The organism is Sporosarcina ureae, from assembly GCF_029267015.1.
GTDB classification, from domain to species: domain Bacteria; phylum Bacillota; class Bacilli; order Bacillales_A; family Planococcaceae; genus Sporosarcina; species Sporosarcina ureae_D.
This window is the reverse complement of sequence record NZ_JARIEA010000079.1, coordinates 1-20,851: the sequence shown is the minus strand read 5'-3', so window position 1 is coordinate 20,851 and position 20,851 is coordinate 1. Positions and strand designations below refer to the sequence as shown.

The 20,851-nt window shown below is 41.8% G+C and carries 18 protein-coding genes; 1 reads left to right on the top strand and 17 read right to left on the bottom strand.

What is annotated here, in order from left to right:
- Positions 1 to 800: cytochrome ubiquinol oxidase subunit I (locus Q7P97_RS13990; RefSeq protein ID WP_303969995.1), on the bottom strand; the 800-nt coding region annotated here is incomplete at its 3' end.
- 314 nt (positions 801 to 1,114) lie between these two features.
- Here Q7P97_RS13990 and Q7P97_RS13985 point away from each other — a divergent pair.
- Entirely contained in the window at positions 1,115 to 1,546 is a 432-nt protein-coding gene (locus Q7P97_RS13985) for an NUDIX hydrolase (RefSeq protein ID WP_303969993.1), read from the top strand.
- Between the two features lie 116 nt (positions 1,547 to 1,662).
- Here the strand turns inward: Q7P97_RS13985 and Q7P97_RS13980 are convergent, their stop codons facing one another.
- The 16 genes from Q7P97_RS13980 to purM form a co-directional block, all read right to left on the bottom strand.
- Positions 1,663 to 2,586, bottom strand: coding sequence for a diacylglycerol kinase (locus Q7P97_RS13980; RefSeq protein ID WP_303969992.1), 924 nt, complete (start codon positions 2,584 to 2,586; stop codon positions 1,663 to 1,665).
- A gap of 75 nt (positions 2,587 to 2,661) precedes the next feature.
- Positions 2,662 to 3,231: a thioredoxin family protein gene (locus tag Q7P97_RS13975; RefSeq protein ID WP_303969991.1), complete on the bottom strand. Its 570-nt coding sequence runs from the start codon at positions 3,229 to 3,231 to the stop codon at positions 2,662 to 2,664.
- 96 nt (positions 3,232 to 3,327) lie between these two features.
- Positions 3,328 to 4,758, bottom strand: a complete 1,431-nt coding sequence (gatB, locus tag Q7P97_RS13970) for an Asp-tRNA(Asn)/Glu-tRNA(Gln) amidotransferase subunit GatB (protein ID WP_303969989.1) — start codon at positions 4,756 to 4,758, stop codon at positions 3,328 to 3,330.
- A gap of 2 nt (positions 4,759 to 4,760) precedes the next feature.
- The gene (gene gatA, locus Q7P97_RS13965) at positions 4,761 to 6,224 is read right to left on the bottom strand and encodes an Asp-tRNA(Asn)/Glu-tRNA(Gln) amidotransferase subunit GatA (RefSeq protein ID WP_303969987.1); all 1,464 of its coding nucleotides are present in this window, start codon (positions 6,222 to 6,224) and stop codon (positions 4,761 to 4,763) included.
- 56 nt (positions 6,225 to 6,280) lie between these two features.
- Entirely contained in the window at positions 6,281 to 6,568 is a 288-nt protein-coding gene (gatC, locus tag Q7P97_RS13960; protein ID WP_303969985.1) for an Asp-tRNA(Asn)/Glu-tRNA(Gln) amidotransferase subunit GatC, read from the bottom strand.
- Between the two features lie 88 nt (positions 6,569 to 6,656).
- Complete coding sequence (locus tag Q7P97_RS13955) at positions 6,657 to 7,790, bottom strand: CamS family sex pheromone protein (RefSeq protein WP_303969983.1); 1,134 nt, start codon at positions 7,788 to 7,790, stop codon at positions 6,657 to 6,659.
- Complete coding sequence (gene ligA / locus Q7P97_RS13950) at positions 7,774 to 9,801, bottom strand: NAD-dependent DNA ligase LigA (RefSeq protein ID WP_303969981.1); 2,028 nt, start codon at positions 9,799 to 9,801, stop codon at positions 7,774 to 7,776. The genes Q7P97_RS13955 and ligA overlap by 17 nt, the downstream gene beginning before the upstream one ends.
- A 26-nt stretch (positions 9,802 to 9,827) precedes the next feature.
- The gene (gene pcrA / locus Q7P97_RS13945) at positions 9,828 to 12,062 is read right to left on the bottom strand and encodes a DNA helicase PcrA (RefSeq protein WP_303969979.1); all 2,235 of its coding nucleotides are present in this window, start codon (positions 12,060 to 12,062) and stop codon (positions 9,828 to 9,830) included.
- 43 nt (positions 12,063 to 12,105) lie between these two features.
- Entirely contained in the window at positions 12,106 to 12,804 is a 699-nt protein-coding gene (pcrB, locus tag Q7P97_RS13940) for a heptaprenylglyceryl phosphate synthase (RefSeq protein ID WP_303969977.1), read from the bottom strand.
- A gap of 81 nt (positions 12,805 to 12,885) precedes the next feature.
- Positions 12,886 to 13,206: a YerC/YecD family TrpR-related protein gene (locus tag Q7P97_RS13935; RefSeq protein WP_085427152.1), complete on the bottom strand. Its 321-nt coding sequence runs from the start codon at positions 13,204 to 13,206 to the stop codon at positions 12,886 to 12,888.
- Between the two features lie 26 nt (positions 13,207 to 13,232).
- Entirely contained in the window at positions 13,233 to 14,255 is a 1,023-nt protein-coding gene (locus Q7P97_RS13930; protein WP_303969974.1) for a DUF3048 domain-containing protein, read from the bottom strand.
- Positions 14,256 to 14,264: 9 nt separating this feature from the next.
- Positions 14,265 to 15,980, bottom strand: a complete 1,716-nt coding sequence (locus Q7P97_RS13925) for an adenine deaminase C-terminal domain-containing protein (protein WP_303969972.1) — start codon at positions 15,978 to 15,980, stop codon at positions 14,265 to 14,267.
- 348 nt (positions 15,981 to 16,328) lie between these two features.
- Positions 16,329 to 17,588, bottom strand: coding sequence for a phosphoribosylamine--glycine ligase (gene purD, locus Q7P97_RS13920; protein WP_303969970.1), 1,260 nt, complete (start codon positions 17,586 to 17,588; stop codon positions 16,329 to 16,331).
- Positions 17,589 to 17,609: 21 nt separating this feature from the next.
- Positions 17,610 to 19,145: a bifunctional phosphoribosylaminoimidazolecarboxamide formyltransferase/IMP cyclohydrolase gene (gene purH / locus Q7P97_RS13915; protein WP_303969968.1), complete on the bottom strand. Its 1,536-nt coding sequence runs from the start codon at positions 19,143 to 19,145 to the stop codon at positions 17,610 to 17,612.
- A 49-nt stretch (positions 19,146 to 19,194) separates the two neighbouring features.
- Positions 19,195 to 19,767 carry a phosphoribosylglycinamide formyltransferase gene (gene purN / locus Q7P97_RS13910; RefSeq protein ID WP_483315755.1) on the bottom strand — a complete coding sequence of 191 codons (573 nt, stop codon included), beginning with the start codon at positions 19,765 to 19,767 and terminating at the stop codon, positions 19,195 to 19,197.
- Positions 19,764 to 20,819, bottom strand: coding sequence for a phosphoribosylformylglycinamidine cyclo-ligase (gene purM, locus Q7P97_RS13905; RefSeq protein WP_303969963.1), 1,056 nt, complete (start codon positions 20,817 to 20,819; stop codon positions 19,764 to 19,766). The genes purN and purM overlap by 4 nt, the downstream gene beginning before the upstream one ends.
- Between the last annotated feature and the right edge of the window lie 32 nt (positions 20,820 to 20,851).

The following is a 20,851-nucleotide window of genomic DNA, read 5'->3' as shown; positions in this document are numbered from 1 at the left end:
AAAATTAAAGGAGCATTTTCTTCTGTTTCAAAATGCCATTCCGCTGCCGCCAACTTTTCAGGTTGATACTCTGCTAAATACTTACCTGATAAATCTCCAATTAATGCTGCACTTACACTGAAAATGAATCCTACTTTCAAAGTCAGATACAAAGCTTTTTTGTGATAAACATGATCCGATCCACGCAACAAACGGAACGCTGCAATAGCTGCCAATAAGAAAGCAGACGTCATGTAAGCTGTCCCAACTACGTGTGCTACTTTTGTCGGCATAGCAGGATTAAACATCGCGACGAGAGGATTAACGTTGATTAGTTCCCCATTTACTAAATTAAAGCCTTGTGGTGCATTCATGAAGGCATTTACAATGGTGATGAATACTGCGGAGAACGAAGCACCAAGCGCTACCGGAATGAGAAGTAAAAAATGTTTCTTTTGATTTTCAAAACGATCCCAAGTATAAAGATAAATACCAAGGAAAATTGCTTCGAAAAAGAATGCAAATGTCTCCATAAATAACGGCAAAGCAATCACATTTCCCGCTAACTCCATAAAGTTTGGCCATAGTAAGGAAAGTTGCAACCCAATTGCGGTTCCTGTCACTACGCCAACTGCTACAGTGATGACGAAGCCACGTGCCCACCGTCTAGCTAGCAAAATATAATGCTCATCGTTTTTCTTAATCCCGACCCATTGTGCCAGCATGATCATAAGTGGGACACCCACTCCAATAGTTGCATAGATAATATGAAATGATAATGTCAATTCAGTCAATACTCTAGAATAAAATACTGAGTCCACTCAACCCACCTCCTTGTTATGAAAATAGTCTGCCAATCAATGATAGTAGCATGATACCTGCAACAATAAATGCCAACCACATCAGACGCTTTTCTTGTCTTTTATACATATCATCACTCCCTGCATGTTCTATTTTAGGGTTTCCCTTAAAGTCTATTTCAATAACCTATTTGGCGAAACTTATTTGTTGAAATTTAGACGTATTTACATATTCATAGCACACTTAAATATTGTATACTAATTGATTAATCATTTTGCTTGTGTTTTATACTATTCCACAGTATAATTGGTTAACTAATGAGAGGTGAAAGATATTGAAAAGAGTAAAACGAAAAGTTATAGCGTATATTACAAAAGGTGAAGGCAGACACCGCAAATTGCTTGTTTATGAGCAAAAGAATCAGCCTGAAGCAGGTCTACAAGTTCCTGGAGGTACGATTGAACGCAACGAACTATTATTGGATGCATTATATAGAGAAATCGAAGAAGAATCCGGTATCGTGCGTGATGAACTTATACTTGAAGGTAAAGTTAAATCCTCTAAATTTTTCCCAGAAGACAAAAATGTAATCTACGAACGTACAATTTTCCATTTTAATTATGTAGGCGAATCAAAAAATGAGTGGGAATACATCGTAGAAGGTGAAGGTAAAGACGCAGGTCAATTATTCAGCTATCGTTGGATGCCGTTGCAAGAAGTGCCAAAGTTAGCTGCTAAACAAGGAGAAGCGATTGAATACATCTGATATCGACCTGATAAGATGCGTATTGCATCGGGCTCACCCAATTAATTTTGCACAATAAAAGACTATTCCAACCGAACCTTAGAAATTCGACTGGAATAGTCTTTTTGCTTGTTCTATTATTTGATTTGCTTTACTTGATCTTGCGGACGCAACTTCTGGAGTGGTACAAACATTTCGACATGTTGATATAAATTCTGGAAAGTGGCGGGCAATACACCACCGTATTCTCCATCTAAATTTAGCAGCACTTCATCTTTTGAAGTCACCACAATCTTTTCTGCTTTCGCAGAAACGACTAAAGGATCATCCAAATGTTCTCCTCGAGAAGCCAATGTCACCACACGAATAAATTCTGCGATATTACATTTCTTTAAAATCAGTAAAGTGAAGTATCCATCGTTAATACTAGAGTTAGGTGCCAGTTTTTCAAATCCACCCACTGAATTAGTCAATCCGATCAAGAACATCATCGCTTCTTCATCAAAGACATTTCCATCATATTCAATACGAAGATGACTGGAATGTATCGAAGGCAGCATTTCAATTCCTTTTAAATAATATGCTAATTGACCAATTACTGTTTTCAACCGGCTTGGAACTTCATATGTTAGTTCTGTCATACGACCGCCACCAGCGATATTAATGAAATAGCGATCATTCATCATCCCCACATCGACTGGAATAGAATCCCCTTGGCAAATGATATCCACCGCATCATCAATTTCTCTTGGAATACGCAACGCCCTTGCAAAATCATTGGTTGTCCCCATTGGAATCAAACCAATTTTCGGACGTTTTTCAAAGTGCCCAACACCTTCAATTACTTCATTGAGCGTTCCATCGCCACCTGCAGCAATAATAACATCGAATCCTCTGCGAACCGCATCTTGTGCAGCCGCCGTAGCATCGCCTTCACAAGTCGTAGCGTGAGCGGATGTTTCATAACCCGCTTTCTCCAATTTCTCGAGGACTTCTGCTATATGTTTACGGAAGACTTCTCTTCCGGCAGTAGGATTATAAATAATACGTGCACGTTTCATACACTTTCCCCTCGATCCTTTCGTGTCTGAAAGAAATCAGACCTTTACCATCTTCACATAGTGTCTTGCATGATGTTACTTAGACGATTGTAAAACAGGTAGCCAAGTCGAACGGATATCACCATAAACGGCAAGCCAATTTTCAGGTTTGGATGTATATTCAGACATCAATTTCGAATAAAAGACTTTTTGCTTCTCTTCAAAATCCGGTGCTTCCTTGGCCGGTAACTTTGCACGACCATCCATCACATACTTTTGAAGAATCGGTGCACGAGGCCCCCACTTCCCAACTACCTCACCAGCAGGATCCAGTAGTAGATACATGGGAATAGAACGTCCACCATTCGTCAAATATCGATCAATCAGCTCTGGGTTTTCATCCCGTAACACAGTACGTACCTCTATATTGGCAGCTTCCGTTATTTTACGAAGGATCGGATTATTCAACATAGCATCGCCACACCAGTCTTCTGTAATGACTAATACACGGGGCTGCTTTTCTTTCAACAACTCAATAAATTCGTCATCCTGCGGCACTTCAAATTCATTATAGATCAAAAAGCTATTTTCCTTATGTGTTTCCATTTTGTCCATATACGTTTGAAGTGAAACAGCTTCTTCGAAATATTGTTGTTCTGTTTTCAATACAATCCCCTCCTGTTTTACTGTATAAGTTAACGTGGAAAAACGTCCAGGATTAGACTGTATTGACCTCTCCTGGAACGTTTTTTGATTGATAGATTAGCGTTTCTTGATCTCTTCCATCAATAATTTATTAACAAGTGGCGGATTAGCTTGTCCTTTTGTCGCTTTCATGACTTGTCCGACTAGGAAGCCAACAGCACGATCCTTACCATTTTTAAAGTCTTCAATTGACTGTTCATTGTTATCCAAGATTTCAGTAATAATTGTACGCAATGTACCTTCATCAGAGATTTGAACAAGTCCTTTTTCTTTGACGATATCAGCAGGATTTCCTCCTTTTTTCACGAGATCAATAAATACTTTTTTCGCGATCTTAGAAGAAATAGTACCATCTGTTATTAATTTTACAAGTTGCGCCAAGTTTTCAGGTGTTAGTGGCGTATCATGCAACTCTTTTGATTCTGCGTTCAGATAAGCCGATACGTCGCCCATCAACCAGTTGGAAGCTAACTTTGGTTCTGCTCCAGCTTTTACCGTTGCATCAAAGAAATCAGACATTTCTTTTGTTAACGTTAATACGTGCGCATCGTACTCAGGAAGATCCATTTCGGATACATAACGTTGTTTACGCGCATCTGGCAATTCAGGAATTTCCTTACGAACACGGTCAATCCATTCTTGTTCGATATGAACTTCAGGTAAGTCCGGATCATTGATAAAGCGATAATCATTGGCACTGCCTTTGATTCGCATTAACACAGTGTCGCCGGTTGTTTCATCGTAACGACGAGTTTCTTGCTGAATAGTACCGCCAGACAATAGAATTTTTTCTTGACGCGCTACTTCATTTGCAATACCACGGCGAATAAAGTTAAACGAGTTCAAGTTTTTCAATTCTGTTTTCGTTCCAAATTTCTCCTGACCGAATGGACGCAATGAAATATTGGCATCACAACGAAGTGATCCTTCTTCCATACGTACATCAGATACACCTGTATATTGAATGATTGCTTTTAGTTTTTCCAGAAATGCATATGCTTCCTCTGGAGAACGCACATCTGCTTCTGTAACGATTTCAATTAATGGTGTTCCTTGACGGTTCAAGTCCACTAATGAATGTCCATTTTCTGTATGCGTCAGTTTTCCCGCATCTTCTTCTAAATGTACACGTTCAATGCGGATTTTCTTCTTCTTGCCGTCTACTTCAATTTCAATCCAACCGTTTGCTCCTACAGGACGCTTATCTTGAGAGATTTGGTATGCTTTTGGATTATCTGGATAGAAGTAGTGCTTGCGGTCAAAGTTCATGATTGGCGCTACGTCACAGTTCAGTGCCATGGACGCCTTCATTCCAAATTCAACAGCTTTTTTATTTAACGTAGGTAAAACACCGGGATACGCGATGTCTGTTACGTGAATGTTTTTATTTGGTTCCGCACCAAAATGAGCGGGTGCTGGAGACATGATTTTAGTATCTGTTTTAAGCTCTACGTGGATTTCTAATCCGACAATTGTCTCGAAGTTCATAATTATTTCCCCTCCTGAATCGATGGAGTACGCTTGTGGAAATCAGTAGCTTGCTCATAGGCATGAGCGACTTTATATAATGTTTCCTCATCAAAGTGTTTACCCATGATTTGCATTCCAACCGGTAGTTCGTTAACGAAACCACATGGTACGGATAGCGCTGGACGGCCTGTAAGATTCGCTGGTACAGCTAAGACATCATTTGCATAATGAACGAGCTGATCTCCACCTGTTTCGCCAAGCTTAAATGCTGTTGTAGCAGCAGTTGGTCCAATGACTACATCATACTTTTCAAATACAGAATCAAAGTCTTGTGCAATCAAAGTACGAGTCTTTTGTGCGCGGACATACAGCTCTTCATGATGATCCGCACTCATAGCATACGTCCCGAAAATAATACGCTTTTTCACTTCATCGCCAAATCCTTCTTGACGGGTACGGAAATATGCTTGCTCAAGGCTTTCGGCATTTTCTGTGTGATAGCCATAACGCAATCCATCAAAACGTGAAAGATTGGATTGAGCCTCAGAAGAAGAAATTACATAATACGTAGTTGGCGCGTATTGAATATGTGGCAATTCTACCTCTTCACAAACCGCTCCAAGAGATTCCAATACAGCAATTGCTTCTTTTACTGCTGCAGCAATTTCTGCATCGACACCTTCACCTAGGTAGGGTTTTGGCACTGCAACTTTCAGACCTTTAATATCGCCTGTTAGAGCTGCTGTGAAATCAGGAACTGCTTTTGCAGATGACGAACTATCATTGTCATCTTCACCTGCAATTACGCTGAGCAATAATGCGTTATCTTCTACAGTGCGTGACAATGTACCGATTTGATCAAGTGAAGAAGCGAACGCTGTTAAACCAAAACGTGAAATACGACCGTATGTAGGTTTCATTCCAACAATTCCACAGAATGCAGCTGGCTGACGAACTGAACCGCCAGTATCTGAACCAAGGGAAAGTGGGACTTCTCCTGCTGCGACTGCTGCTGCTGAACCACCTGAAGAACCACCTGGTACGTAGTCTGTATTCCAAGGGTTTAATGTATTACCAAAAAAGGAAGTTTCAGTTGTGGAACCCATTGCAAATTCATCCATATTAAGTTTACCCATGTTGACAGCGCCTGCAGCTTCCAATTTATCTATAGCTGTAGCATTATAAACAGGTACAAAATCTTCCAACATTTTACTTGCACATGTTGTCGTCATATCTTTTGTTACAATATTGTCCTTAATACCGATTGGAACTCCGAAAAGACGTCCGCGTGTACTAGCATCTTCTTGATCAAGTTGTTCTGCACGCTTCGTTGCCTCTTCTTTTGCAACATGAATGAACGCATGAATTTTCTCTTCGTGCTGTTCAATTGTTTGTAATGTTGCTTCTGTTACTTCTTTAGCAGTAACTTCCCCTTTTTGTAAAAGAGCTTGAAGTTCTGTTGCTGTTTTACTAGTTAACGTCATCACTTTTCCTCCTACTATCATTGTGCCATGAATGGTATTCTATACTGCGAATTCGATTACAGAATATCCGGAACCTTGATAAGTCCGTCTTCCTGATCTTCAGCACTGGCTAGCATTACTTCACGGTCCAAGATATCTTTTGGCACATCTTCACGTAGGACGTTGATCATAGCAACCGGGTGCGTCATTGGTTTTACACCTGTAACATCCACTTCTTTTAAATTGCTTACACTTTCAATCAAATCTGCTATCTTTGCAGAGAAATTTTCTTTGTCTTCCTCGGAGAGGCCAATACGGACGAAATCCGCAAAATACTTGACGTCTTCATTCGAAAATGTTGTCATACATCGTTCCTCCTCATTTTGCAATCGTACAATTAATCATACCATTTAATCAGTTTCTTGGAAAGTTCATGTTACTTCCTGAACTTTATTAATAGCCGTAGACATGCACGAACGGTTCTTCCCTATCCTGATCATGTACAATCAACACTTCAGGTCCATTCACTGAAGTAACACTTATTTCAATCGGCACATCTTTAAAATGTGTTTTAACTAATGATGTAAGGTATTGTGAAAATCCGATTAGTTCAGTTTTACCGAAGAATTGTATAGGAATTTCCACCGTTAATGAATTGAGCTTTTGGTCTTTGTAAAAAGCAGTTCCTATGACATTCACAAAGCTCGGGAAATAATCATCAATATCTTGTTTAAAGTTTTTGAATGTAGTATTCAGATCACGATAATTTCCTGTTGAAGACGATGCAGGGAGTAATACATACTGCTCGTCCACTTCTTTCCAACCCGTAAATTCGTTTTTGCCTTTTGCGGCAAATGACGTTGCAAAATACGTGCCCGGCACAATATCATTACGGCTTTCTTGCTTAAATAGTCCTACCGCTATAGGAACTTCCGCAAGCTCCGGCTGACTACGTAATCGACTCAAGATAATATCCGCCATCTTCTTGCCTTTTTCTTCAATCGTTTTGTCATCAATCGGGCGTTCGTTACCTTCACGCGGATAGTAAATTGAATTCATCGCAAGGCCAATCGATATTCCAGCCAATTTCACTTTTTTATCATCTGTCATCTGTAAATAGTTTTGTTCGACAATATGCGCCAAATAAATAGGTGCTTCTTGTGCTATTTGGGCAGGGGACATATTATCTGTAATTGCCGGATTGAGACCTGCTTCAAAATTAGATTTTCTAGAAATCCATTGCTTCGCCGTATCGCGATCTATATATTGACCTTCTTGAAAGAAATAATCCTTCGGGTCGTAATACAATGAAGACAGACGCAATAAACCTTCTTCTGTTTCCTGAATATCATACTTCGTATTCAAGTTGTTGACGACCAATCCTCTGCTCGCACTCTTTTTAAATGGAACAGGCGTCCTGTAATACTCTTTCTTGATCTGCGCGTCAGGAATGAGCACCATTTCCTGCTCACTTTCTTCTGTTTCTTGCACTGCTTTCTCCTGATCATCACCCGGTGCCGGTACACATCCTGTCAACAAAGTTGCTGACAGGATGCCCGTCGCGAACCACTTAGTCGTTCTTCTCATTCATATCCACTCCAAGGGCATCAAGCATAGCTTGTTCATCCCAAATTTCAATCTCTAATTCTTGTGCTTTCGTCAACTTGGAGCCCGCATCCTCGCCTGCAATAACCAGATCCGTTTTCTTACTGACACTGCCACTGACGGTTCCACCCAGCGATTCAATCTGTTCCTTTGCTTCTCCGCGCGTTAATTCAGTGAGCTTTCCTGTCAGTACAATCGTTTTTCCAGCGAAAGGTCCAGTAGTCGGTAACTCTTCGCGTGTAACGCCTTTATAAACAGTATTTACACCGTAGGAACGCAACTTATTCATGACCTCTTGAACTTCTTCCGTACTGAAGTACGTTGTCACAGAATCAGCTACGATCGCACCAATCTCAAAGATATTCACAAGTTCCTCTTCGGTAGCCTGTTCTAAAGCATCGAGTGTACGATAGTGTTCCGCTAAGATCCCTGCAACTTTTTCCCCGACGTGACGAATGCCCAAACCAAACAGTAATTTTTCTAACGAATTTTCTTTGGATTGTTCTATAGCCGTTAAAATATTTGTAGCAGATTTCTCTCCGATTCGCTCTAAACCTAGTAAAGCTTCCTTCGTTAACGTATATAGGTCAGATACATCTTGCACAAGATTCGCTGTGTACAATTGCTCGATTAGTTTTTCGCCGACACCTTCTATATTCATCGCTCTTCTTGAAACGAAATGGATTAACGCTTCTTTCATCTGCGCAGGACACTTAGGATTCACACAACGAAGTGCGACTTCCCCTTCAATCCTCACAAGTTCTGAATCGCATACAGGACAGTTGTCCGGCATATAGAATGGCTCTTCTTCACCTGTTCGTTGATCTATCAATGCCATGACGATTTCAGGAATGATATCGCCGGCTTTGCGAAGCACTACATGATCACCAATTCGGATATCTTTTTCGCGAATCAGGTCTTCATTGTGCAAGGATGCACGGCCAACTGTCGTACCTGCCACCAAAACTGGCACGAGGATGGCTGTCGGTGTAACTACCCCCGTTCGACCTACACTTAGCTCTATATCGACTAGTTTAGTATGCACTTCTTCAGCGGGGAATTTATAAGCTATGGCCCATTTAGGACTCTTTGCTGTATAACCCAACTGTTCCTGCGATTCAAAGTTGTCTACTTTTATGACAATCCCATCAATTTCATAATCAAGATTCTGTCTATTTTCTGTCCAGTAGGCAACGTATTCCAGTACTTCTTCGATCGTTGCGCAACGTTTACGTTCTTTGTTAGTCGTCAACCCTAATTCATCGACTTTATTGAGTGCCTCTGAGTGACTGTCCAGCCCATATACTTCCGCATCTCCGCCAACTGCATAAATGAACGTAGCTAAATTTCTGCTCTCTGCCACTTTTGAATCCAGTTGACGTAATGAACCCGCGGCTGCATTTCGCGGGTTAGCAAAAGGTACTTCGCCTGCTTCATCACGGTCTTCATTTAGCTTAACGAATGAATTCTTCGGCATATACGCTTCACCACGGACTTCAATCGTTAAGGACTCTTTCAATATATGTGGGACTGATCGAATGGTCTTCAAATTGGCTGTAATATCTTCTCCAACTGCACCATCTCCACGAGTAGCTCCTTGTACAAGCCGCCCCTCTTCATATTGCAATGAAACAGCAAGACCATCAATTTTTAGTTCACATACATAGACAGCGCTACCTGTCGCTTCTTTCACCCGTCTGTCAAAATCTCGCAAGTCTTCTTCATTGAATGCATTCGCCAAACTGAGCATCGGATGACGATGAACCACTTTACTGAACACTTCAAGTGGAGCACCACCCACTCGTTGTGTCGGTGAATCAGGATAGATCAAGTCTGGATGTGCTTCCTCAATTGCCAGCAATTCCTGCATCTTTTTATCATATTCTGAATCGGGAACGATAGGGGCATCCAGATCATAATAAGCACGCCCGTATTCATGCAGAAGTTTATTGAGCTCCGCTACCCGCTTCTCTAGTTCTAGAACATCATCCATCTATTTTCCACACTCCTAGGAACGCTTTATTCTTTTTCAATCGGTGCAAATTTAGCTAATAGTCGCTTGATACCTACTGGATTTGGGAATGCGATATCCAGCTCCATGTCGTCTGCGCTACCTTTAACGCTAACGACAGTTCCGATTCCCCATATTTTATGGGACGCCTTGTCACCTGGTTTCCACTGCATTTTCTCCCCGCCACTTTCATTGTAAGCTGGGCGTTTAACTGCGGGACGTTTGGCTCTTACTTTAGGTGCTTGAGCGAACGGTATACTCATGCCATTGCCGTCTGCCAACAACTCCGTCAGTTCATCGGAGATTTCATTAAGGAAACGGGATGGCTGATTGAAGTTCGACTTACCGAATAGCATTCTATGACCCGCACACGTCAGGTAAAGGCGCTGTTCTGCACGCGTTATCGCTACGTAAGCAAGTCTTCGTTCTTCTTCCATTTCTTCTGGATCAGCGAGCGCTCGAATATGTGGGAAGATATTTTCTTCCATGCCTAATACAAAGACCACTGGATATTCCAAGCCTTTGGCTGCGTGCATCGTCATTAGGACGATTTTTTCAGTGGAAGTGTTCTCTTCTTTATCTAACGTATCGATATCAGCCACTAGCGCGAGGTCCGTCAAGAATGCAACGAGTGTCGGTTCTTCCTCTTCTTCTGCGGAACGTTTTTCAAATGCTTCTGTAACTGATAAGAATTCTTCAATATTCTCAAGCCGGCTTTCTGCTTCGATTGATTTCTCTTTTTCTAACATCTCGCGATAGCCCGATTTTTCAATGACCTCTTTTACTAATTCCGTGACAGATAGAAACTCTTGCATTTGTGTGAATCCGTTGATCATTTCATGGAATTTCACGGTTTCTGTCAATGCTTTTTTAGGCAAGCCCATGAAATCAACTTCTTGTAATGAATCGAATATGGAACGATCATTTTGAAGAGAGAATGTAGCCATTCGTTCAAATGAAGTAGCACCAATGCTTCGTTTCGGTTCATTAATGATTCTTGCTAACGCCAAATCATCATCGTTATTCGCAATAAGACGTAAATATGCCAGCAAGTCTTTAATTTCTTTTCGATCATAGAACTTTGTACCACCGACAATTGTATAGTCGAGGTTAGATTTCAATAAGTATTCCTCAATTAGACGAGACTGTGCATTCGTTCGGTATAGTATCGCAAATTGATCAAGTGTTAATCCCATTTCTTCCTTTAACTCAATGATTTGTTGTACAACAAATTGCGACTCATCTTTCTCATCGCGCGCTTTGTATATTGAAATCAATTCGCCCTCAGGATTATCTGTGCGTAATTTCTTATCGTAGCGACTTTTATTATTGTCGATTACTTCATTGGCAGCTTGTAAAATCCTTTTAGTGGAACGATAATTTTGCTCTAAAAGAATGACATTCGCTTCTTTATAATCTTTTTCAAAAGACAGTATGTTACCAATGTCCGCACCACGCCAACGATAAATCGACTGATCTGAGTCACCTACTACGCAGACATTGCGGAATTTTGATGCAAGCATCTTGACGAGACGATACTGTGCATTGTTTGTATCTTGGTACTCATCCACATGAATATACTGAAATTTATTTTGATAATACTCCAGCACTTCAGGAACACGCTCAAACAAAACAGTTGTCATCATAATCAAATCATCAAAGTCCATTGACTGATTCTGGCGTAGCTTTTTAGTATACCGATCGTAAATATCTGCTACTGTACGCTCATGTGGATTTTGTGGATCCGAATTTTTACGGAACTCTATTGCATCAATACACTCATTCTTCGCGTTTCCAATAATTCCGAGCATCGCCCGTGGATCATTCTGTTTCGGATCTAGATTAAGTTCTTTCAACACTCGTTTCATCGCAGTCATTTGATCTGCACTGTCGAGAATAGTAAAGTTTTTGGATAATCCAATACGATCTACGTACTTCCTCAGAATCCGGACACACATCGAGTGGAATGTCGAAACCCACATACGTTCTCCAGAGCCTGCGCCTAGCAGTCCATCAATCCGATCACGCATTTCACGTGCTGCTTTATTTGTAAATGTAATAGCTAATATATTCGAAGGATACACTTGCTTCTCCACAACCAAATATGCAATTCGATGTGTCAATACACGAGTCTTTCCTGAACCCGCCCCCGCCATAATGAGCAACGGACCTTCCGTCGTCTTGACTGCGCGCGCTTGCTCAAGATTCATGCCTTTTAGTAAATCATCTGATAGTTTATTCATATTCGTACCGCCTTTAGGAACATTTGTTCTAACTATATACTACTCAAACAGGTAATGGAACAGATTTTACAGCATCGACTGTTTTAAGAGCCGTTTTTAGATCATCATAAACAACATTTCCCACTACAATAGTATCTGCAATGGCAGCCATTTCTTGCGCTTGTTCTATTGAGCGTATCCCGCCACCATAAAAGAGACGCGTATTACTGAGTAATTCTTTAGCTGATCGAACAATTTGCGGATCACCATATTGTCCACTGTATTCTAAATAAAAGATTGGCAAGGAAAATAAATGTTCCGCCATACGTGCATACGCTTGTACATCTTCTTCATCTGGAACACGATCGACCCCTGTTACCTTCGCGGCTGTACAATCTGGATTTAGTATACAGTAACCTTCTGTGACCAATTCATCGAAATTCATCATATGACCGTATTCTCGCAAGGCTTCGTGATGCAAGCCGTTCAACCATTTTGAATCCGTTGTGTTTAAGACAGTCGGAATGAAGTAATAATCGAAACCTGGTGTAACCGATTCAACAGTAGATACTTCTAATGCGAGTGGTACGGAAAAACGACGGAATCGTGCAAGTAAATCCAGTACGTTTTCCAGTGTAACGCCGTCAGATCCACCAATGATAACTCCATCTGTCCCCGATTCTGCTACCGCCTCTACTTGTTCATCAGTAAGGTCTTTGGCTGGATCAATTTTAAAGGCATGCCGCCATGTTTTATAGTCCATTTTTATTTCCACCTTCTTTTGTTATGTTATTTTTATATAATTTTCAAAAAACCGGTGGGGTTTTATCCCTGGCCGGTTGTTTTAGTTATTTTTTGATTGGTTGTTTGGGAGTTCCGGATAAAGCCGGTCCAGCATGAGGTTGTAACCGCCAGATCCGTAGTCTACGCAACGGCGTATCCGGGAAATAGTAGCTGTGCTTGCGCCTGTTTCTTGTTGGATATTATCATAAGTTTTTTTAAGTCGAAGTTTATGGGCTACATCCAGTCTTTGTGCCAGGGATTGAACTTCGCTCATTGTGCAGATGTCGTCAAAAAACTTGTAGCATTCTTCTACATCCCTTAGTTCCAAAATTGCTTGAAACAGCTGATCTATTTGTTCACCACGGAGTTTATTTATTTGCATGTCCTCGCCCTCTCTCTATGTCGATCTTACGGAGTATAAGTGACGGAAGTAGAAGGACCTGATAATGATGGAACGATATGGATCCAAGTTTTCCCCGCCGTTAATTTAACAGGTATGCCTTGTTCCACTGGTGTTAAAAACCCATCTTTATTTTGCCATTCAATCGTTTTAGCGATCCCTTCATGAAACAGCATGGCCTGGCCGCCAGATTCTAAATCAATTGCGAGCCTTCCTTGTTGATCAACTGTTTGATGATCCATTTCCATCACGATGATGTTCGCCAGTTCTACCCGACGTTCATTTAGCTTATCCACTGTATCAATGCCGTTGACAGATCGATAATACCGATTTTCTTCTTCATTATATTGATACGTACTAATAAAATTCGGATCTGAACTGTACGATACTTGAATCGCTGATGCCATATCTCCTATTTTATCACTTTCATCGGGATTTAGGAAAGAAAAGGATGGCTGTGCAGTGATCTTTTCAGAAGCATTCTTGAGACGAAATGCTTCTGAAATATGTTCCTTTGAAATATACGAGTTATGTGGAGCCCGACGATCTGCTGAACGTTCAAATAAAGTTCCATCATGATGTATACCGTTTACATGATCGACTACTTGTTCATCGAGTAATTTCTTTGCATCCGGGCTATAGCCATGAGCAATATAGAATGCATCCATACCTTCTGCTAAGTGTACAAAATAATCGCGCGCACTTCGAATAGGGCCCATTTGATCAGGAACTGTACTTTGAAACAGTGCAGCGTATCGCGTAATTTGACCTTCTGCCAAAAATTCATATATTTGATCAGCGTCCGCAAGCCCCGACTGCGGGCGTGCAGCTGGAATATTACTAATTGTCGCCAAGATAGGACGACGATCCATTGCATCCGTGATCACCTCACCTGTAAAAGGTGCTATTTCGTTCGGCTTACTAGGTTTCTCTTGTTCATCGGATACAGATTGGTCTTTCGAAGAACAACCCGCTAGACATAGTAAGCTAATTGCGGCTACTAAGAGTGCCTTTCGTTTATTCCGTATCAATATACGTTCCTACCTTTCTATTTTAGGAATTAACAGTTCATTTTTCAATACATGGACAACGCCAACCGGTGTAATTCGGACATGCGGTAAGTGAACGGATTGAAGGAATAATAATGTATAGACAGCATCACCATGGGCATAGCCCCGTTCTCCTAAAGCCTTTTTCATTGCCAACTCTTCTTCTATAATCACTTCCATCGGTTGGCTGGACAATCCGCCTGCAACTGCTAGTGGTAACGTTTCAATAATCTTGCCATTTTCAGCAAGAGCCATACCTCCACCCATTCTCTTCATTTCATTGAACGCTCTCTTCATCTCTTGCCAGTCTTGTCCAATTAATAGTATATCACCCGTATTTGAATAGGAAGATGCAAATCCTTGCAGATTATTTGCGAATCCTTTCAGCAAGGTATTGACCCGCCACTTTCCGTTCTTATCTACTAACATCAAATAGCATTCATCACTAGAGATAATAGTCGGACTCGTGAGATCCAAATTACTTTCATATATTTTCGTAATGACATCATTCACCATTTGAATCCCTAGTGAAGAAGGGAATGAGAAGTCTTCATCTGTCAGTTCATAAGGCAATTCGAATATCGGTAATGCATCCCAATCCACCGCTTCGAATGCAGCAGTAGATTGACTATCACGAAGCATCCACTTCCCCTTTGACAATACATCAGTAGGCACAGGATTATGTTCATTCTCTAAAAAATTCAACGTCGCAAAGCGGCCAGTTGCAATTACACTATGCAAGTCCGTGATATCGTAGTACCTCGCCACGTTATAAGATGCCATTTGATACGCATCAATCGGTGGGACTCCAGCATCAAGCGCTATCTGAATGCATTGATCCATGACACCTTCGCGATAGAACGAAGGTGTAGAACCGTCTGTGGTCATCATCAAGTGATCGAAAACATCCCATTCTTTTTCTACAATGCCTTTCAATAAATCAGGTAAATCCGGACGAATGGATGAGTAACGTAATGTAGTAGCATATCCTTGTTGCAAACGTCTTTCTACTTCTTCAACCGTCATTGCTTCATGATCACCATCCGCCCCTAGCAATTTCATACGAGCCAATGTGCGTTCCGATGCACCCGGAAAATGACCTTCCACCTTTTTTCGAAGTCGTTTGGATTTCGCTACAGACCGCATCATACTTTGATCTCCTTGCAATAATCTAGGCCAACCAGTCAGCTCCCCCGTCATCAACACATCGGGACGCTCCATCCATTGTGCAATATCTTCTGGATTGAAAAGCTCTTTTTCATTTTGCAGAACGGTCTGTGAATCGACACGTGCCCACCAATAAAAAGAGAATGGCAATTCATTCAATTGATCAATGAACGTAAATGCGCTTTGCTTATCGAGCATAGTGAAAAGAAGTAGATTGTCTGATAAAAACGTTGTGGTTCCACGTCGAGATGCGTAATCAGCAAATGTTTCAGGATTATATAATTGGAAAGGATGGACATGCGGTTCGATATATCCAGGTACTATTTTCTTTTCCGATGCATTAACACATTCCGTCCCTTCGAGCATAGCCGGCATACGCTCTCCAACGTAGACAATGCGATTCCCCTGAATCCAGATGTTCCCTTGCACCCACTTCTTGAATATAGAATGTAAATATGTAGCGTTTTCTATTACAATGTCGGGCGCTTCCTGTCCATTAATAATTGCTAGCTGTGACTGTATTTCTTTCGCACTCCACATGCCGCTCACCATCCCTTTAAAATGTTTGTAGTATTCTAGTTGTTGCTTTATAGTACCATAGCCATCCTGCCAGGAATAGATTGGACAGGATAAGGTAGTCCACAATCTGTTTTATGTTAATCCACAGAGAATTGCATACTTACACACATTACCAACAACTTACTCACAACTTTTCCACTTTTAAATAACAGTTCGTGTAAAATACTGTGGGTAACTAGTTGTTGTTAACACATCAATCTCTTTCATCTAGAAATTGACAACACTTATTTGGATAATCCTTTACCCTTTTATACAAAAAAGACTGTCTTGGAAGTAATACACTACTCCAAGACAGTCCGTTTTCATTACTTATTCAAATGTACGCCATCCGATATCCGCTCGGTGGAAGAATCCATCCCATTGTTGATCTGCAAGACCGTTATAAACTTTTTCCTGTGCTTCTTTTAACGTAGCCGCTTTTGCTGCTACAAGAAGAACACGTCCACCATTTCCAACAAAGTGGTCGCCTTCTAGCTTAGTTCCTGCATGGAAAACGTCCAGTCCTTTGTCAGTCAGTACTTTAAGATTAGGAAGTGTACGACCATTCACTACATCAGAAGGATATCCTTCTGACGCAATGACAACGCCTAACATAGCTTCTTCATGCCACTCAAGATCAAATGATTCTCCAGCCATGAGAGCTTCCATGAATTTACCAAAGTCCGATTTCATGCGTGGCAAGACGACTTGTGTTTCTGGATCACCAAAGCGGGCATTGAATTCAATAACTTTTGGACCTTGCTCAGTAAGTATTAAACCTGCATAAAGGATTCCTGTAAAAGGAATTCCTTCTTCTGTCATGGCATCGACAGTAGGTACGACTACGCGATCATACGCTTCTTGTACAATTGCATCTGAAATTTGTGGAACTGGAGAATAGGCTCCCATTCCTCCTGTATTCGGACCACGATCTCCGTCATACGCACGTTTATGATCTTGCGCAATGACCATTGGATAGATTTGTCCGTCATGGACGAACGACATATAAGAGAACTCTTCACCATCGAGGAACTCTTCAACCACTACGCGTGAAGACGATTCACCAAACTTTTGATTACCAATCATATCGTCTACTGCATCCAGTGCTTCTTGTAACTCCATCGCGACGATTACGCCTTTTCCGGCTGCCAATCCGTCTGCCTTCACGACAATAGGAGCACCTTGCTCACGAATGAATGTCTTTGCCTCTTCGGCATCCGTAAATGTTCCATAGGCCGCTGTCGGTATATCATACTTGTCCATGATCTCCTTAGCGAATGATTTACTGCCTTCGATGCGGGCTGCTGCTTTTGTCGGACCGAATACTGTTAGACCTTTATCAAGAAAGTAATCAGCAATTCCCTCTGCTAGTGGCTGTTCAGGACCAACAAACGTCAATGTAACACGCTTTTCAATTGCAAAGTTTGCCAGAGCTTCAAAGTCTGTCGCTGCAATCTGCACACATGTTGCATCTCCTTGCATACCGTCGTTACCAGGCGCTACAAATACTTCTGATACAGAAGGCGCTTGGTTGAACTGTTTGGCAATCGCATGTTCACGACCACCGCTCCCAATTACAAGAACTCTCATGTTCATCTACTCCCTGTACTCTTAGTGTTTGAAATGACGTACGCCTGTAAATACCATTGTAATACCGTATTCATTGGCTTTTTTAATAGAATCTGCATCTTTTACCGAACCACCTGGTTGGATGATTGCCGTAATGCCTGCTTTTGCTGCTGCTTCGACTGTATCATCCATAGGGAAGAATGCGTCAGAGGCAAGAGCTGCTCCCTTTGCACGTTCGCCCGCTTGCGTTAATGCGATTTTCGCGGCACCTACACGGTTCATTTGGCCAGCGCCAACACCGATTGTCATATGCTCATCTGTTACAACGATTGCATTGGACTTCACATGCTTCACAACTGCCCATCCTAGTTTCATCGCATTCCACTCTGCTTCAGTCGGCTCACGGTCTGTCGCTACTTTAATATCTGCTTCTTCAAAACCATACGCATCAGGCTGTTGCATCAACAAGCCACCTTCAACGGATACAGTATTCCACTGATCTTTTTTCTGCTGTTCAAATGAAATTGTCAATAAGCGGATATTTTTCTTTTTTGTCAACGTCTCAAGTGCCTCTTCAGTAAATGAAGGAGCAATAATGATTTCTAGGAAAATATCAGCAAGCTGTACTGCCGTTTCTTGGTCCACTTCTTTATTTAGCGCAATGATTCCACCAAAAATAGATGTTGAATCTGCTTCATAGGCTTTTTTGAACGCTTCAGCAATCGTCTCGCCTGTACCCACTCCACAAGGGTTCATATGCTTCACTGCAACTGCCGCAGGTTCAGTAAATTCCTTGATGATTTGGATTGCCGCGTTGGCGTCTTGAATATTATTATAAGAAAGTTCTTTTCCATGAAGCTGTTTCGCATACGCAATCGAGAAATCAGATCCAAGTGGGCGACTATAGAACGCCGCTTGCTGATGAGGATTTTCTCCATACCGCAATGGCTGCTTCAACTCGTATGTATACGTCACTTGTTCAGGGAATTGCTCGCCTGCAAGATCTGTTAGGTATCCTGAAATCAATGAATCATAAGCTGCTGTATGACGGAATACTTTAGCTGCCAAACGACGGCGCGTTTCCAAAGTCGTCTTGCCATCTGCTTTTAGTTCATCAAGTACTGCTTCATAATCCGCTGCATCGACAATCACTGTTACGTATGCGTGGTTCTTTGCAGATGCGCGCAACATCGCAGGTCCACCAATATCGATATTTTCAATCGCATCTTCAGCTGATACATCTGGTTTTGAAATCGTTTCTTTGAATGGATATAAATTCACACATACTACATCAATCGGCTGGATGCCGTGCTCTTCCATTTGTGCCTGATGTCCAGGATCATCTTGTTTCGCAAGTAATCCACCGTGAATCATCGGGTTCAACGTTTTCACGCGTCCTTCCATGATTTCGGGGAATCCCGTTACTTCGTCTACTGCGGTTACGGCAACACCATTATCTTTTAAGTGCTTCATCGTACCACCAGTAGATAATAATTCATATCCTAGTTGTTCAAGTTCTTTTGCAAATTCTAGTACACCACTTTTATCCGATACGCTCAACAATGCGCGTTTTTTCAAAGGAATTCCCTCCAGTTTATAAAAAAAGCCTGTCATCACAACAGGCTGATCATTTATTAAAAACGTTCTGTAAAGTTGCTGTATATAATTCGTGTTCTACGGAATGAATAGCCAAAGCAGTCTGCTCAACATCTCCATCCACAACGTTAACTGCTCTCTGCGCTAAAATGGGACCTGTATCCATCCCTTCATCTACAAGGTGTACCGTGACGCCAGTTACTTTAACACCAGCAGCAACCGCTTGTCCAATCGCATCTTTACCTGGAAACGAAGGCAATAATGACGGATGGATATTGATGATGCGTTCAGGATATGCTTCCAATAAAACAGGACCAATCAAACGCATGTACCCCGCCAATATCAACCACTCTACTTGTGCTTCTTGCAATGCATCAAGTACGGCTTGCTCGTACGCCTGCTTCGTTTGAAAGTCTCGAGGACGAAATGCCGCAATTGAAATACCTGCTTCGTTTGCCCGTTCATTAACGAAAGCATCGGGTTTATCTGTCACCATCAAAACAATTTCAGCCGGAATACGCCCCGCTTTACAAGCTTCTGCCAAAGCGGCAAAGTTACTACCGCTCCCTGAAGCAAATACTGCGATTTTCACTTTATTCATTATGACAAAGTCCCGTCATGCTCACCGTTAAACATTACGCCTTCTTGCTTCGTAACACGTCCGATTACATACGCCTCTTCGCCATGTGCTTTAGCGATGTCAATTGCTTTTTCAGCTTCTGCCTCAGGAAGTGCGACGACGAATCCGACTCCCATGTTGAAGACACTATATAGATCCCGATCCGTCAATTCACCTTTTTCTTTCAGCATCTGGAATACAGGAAGTACCGGCCAAGCGCCCAAATCTACTTCTACTCCAAAACCTTCAGAGAACATACGAGGAAGATTTTCAAAGAATCCGCCGCCCGTAATATGACCCATCGAGTGCACATCAAGCTGCTGATGCATCTCAAGTATTGGCTTTGCGTAGATCTTAGTCGGCTTTAACAATGCATCAGCTACTGTACCAAGACTTTCATAGCCTTCAATCGTACCATTAATATCTGCACCTAATTGTTCAAATACAATATGGCGCACTAAAGAGTAACCGTTCGAATGGATACCACTTGATGCGATTCCAACGAGTACGTCACCTTCTTGCACACGCTCGCCTGTAACCAACTTGCTCTTTTCACAAGCTCCTACTGCGAAGCCAGCCAAGTCGTATTCATCTTCTTCATAGAGACCTGGCATTTCAGCCGTTTCCCCACCAATCAATGCCGCGCCGGATTGTACGCAGCCGTCCGCTACACCTTTAACAATTGCTTCTACTTTTTCTGGAACTGCCTTACCTAATGCTACATAGTCAAGGAAATACAGAGGCTCTGCACCTTGCGCTACGATATCATTCACACACATTGCCACACAGTCAATCCCGATCGTGTCATGACGGTCCGCCATGAATGCCAATTTCAACTTTGTGCCAACACCGTCTGTACCAGAAATGAGTACCGGTTCTTTATATTCTAGCGCAGATAGATCGAACATTCCGCCGAACCCACCAAATGCACCCGCTACCCCTTTACGAGATGTTCGTGCTACGTGAGACTTCATGCGTTCAACTGACTCATAGCCAGCTTCAATATTAACTCCCGCTTTTTCATATGCCTTCGACATGGAAAGGCCTCCTATCGTACGATTTCTTTTTC

Excerpts from the sequence above, each read along its gene's own strand:
- ligA (WP_303969981.1), bottom strand. The coding sequence starts at position 9,801 with ATGGATGATGTTCTAGAACTAGAGAAGCGGGTAGCGGAGCTCAATAAA.
- pcrB (WP_303969977.1), bottom strand. The coding sequence starts at position 12,804 with ATGGACTATAAAACATGGCGGCATGCCTTTAAAATTGATCCAGCCAAA.
- Q7P97_RS13955 (WP_303969983.1), bottom strand. The coding sequence starts at position 7,790 with ATGAGAAGAACGACTAAGTGGTTCGCGACGGGCATCCTGTCAGCAACT.
- Q7P97_RS13925 (WP_303969972.1), bottom strand. The coding sequence starts at position 15,980 with ATGTGGAGTGCGAAAGAAATACAGTCACAGCTAGCAATTATTAATGGA.
- Q7P97_RS13935 (WP_085427152.1), bottom strand. The coding sequence starts at position 13,206 with ATGCAAATAAATAAACTCCGTGGTGAACAAATAGATCAGCTGTTTCAA.
- purD (WP_303969970.1), bottom strand. The coding sequence starts at position 17,588 with ATGAGAGTTCTTGTAATTGGGAGCGGTGGTCGTGAACATGCGATTGCC.
- Q7P97_RS13980 (WP_303969992.1), bottom strand. The coding sequence starts at position 2,586 with ATGAAACGTGCACGTATTATTTATAATCCTACTGCCGGAAGAGAAGTC.
- gatC (WP_303969985.1), bottom strand. The coding sequence starts at position 6,568 with ATGACAACATTTTCGAATGAAGACGTCAAGTATTTTGCGGATTTCGTC.
- pcrA (WP_303969979.1), bottom strand. The coding sequence starts at position 12,062 with ATGAATAAACTATCAGATGATTTACTAAAAGGCATGAATCTTGAGCAA.
- gatA (WP_303969987.1), bottom strand. The coding sequence starts at position 6,224 with ATGACGTTAACTAGTAAAACAGCAACAGAACTTCAAGCTCTTTTACAA.
- purM (WP_303969963.1), bottom strand. The coding sequence starts at position 20,819 with ATGTCGAAGGCATATGAAAAAGCGGGAGTTAATATTGAAGCTGGCTAT.
- gatB (WP_303969989.1), bottom strand. The coding sequence starts at position 4,758 with ATGAACTTCGAGACAATTGTCGGATTAGAAATCCACGTAGAGCTTAAA.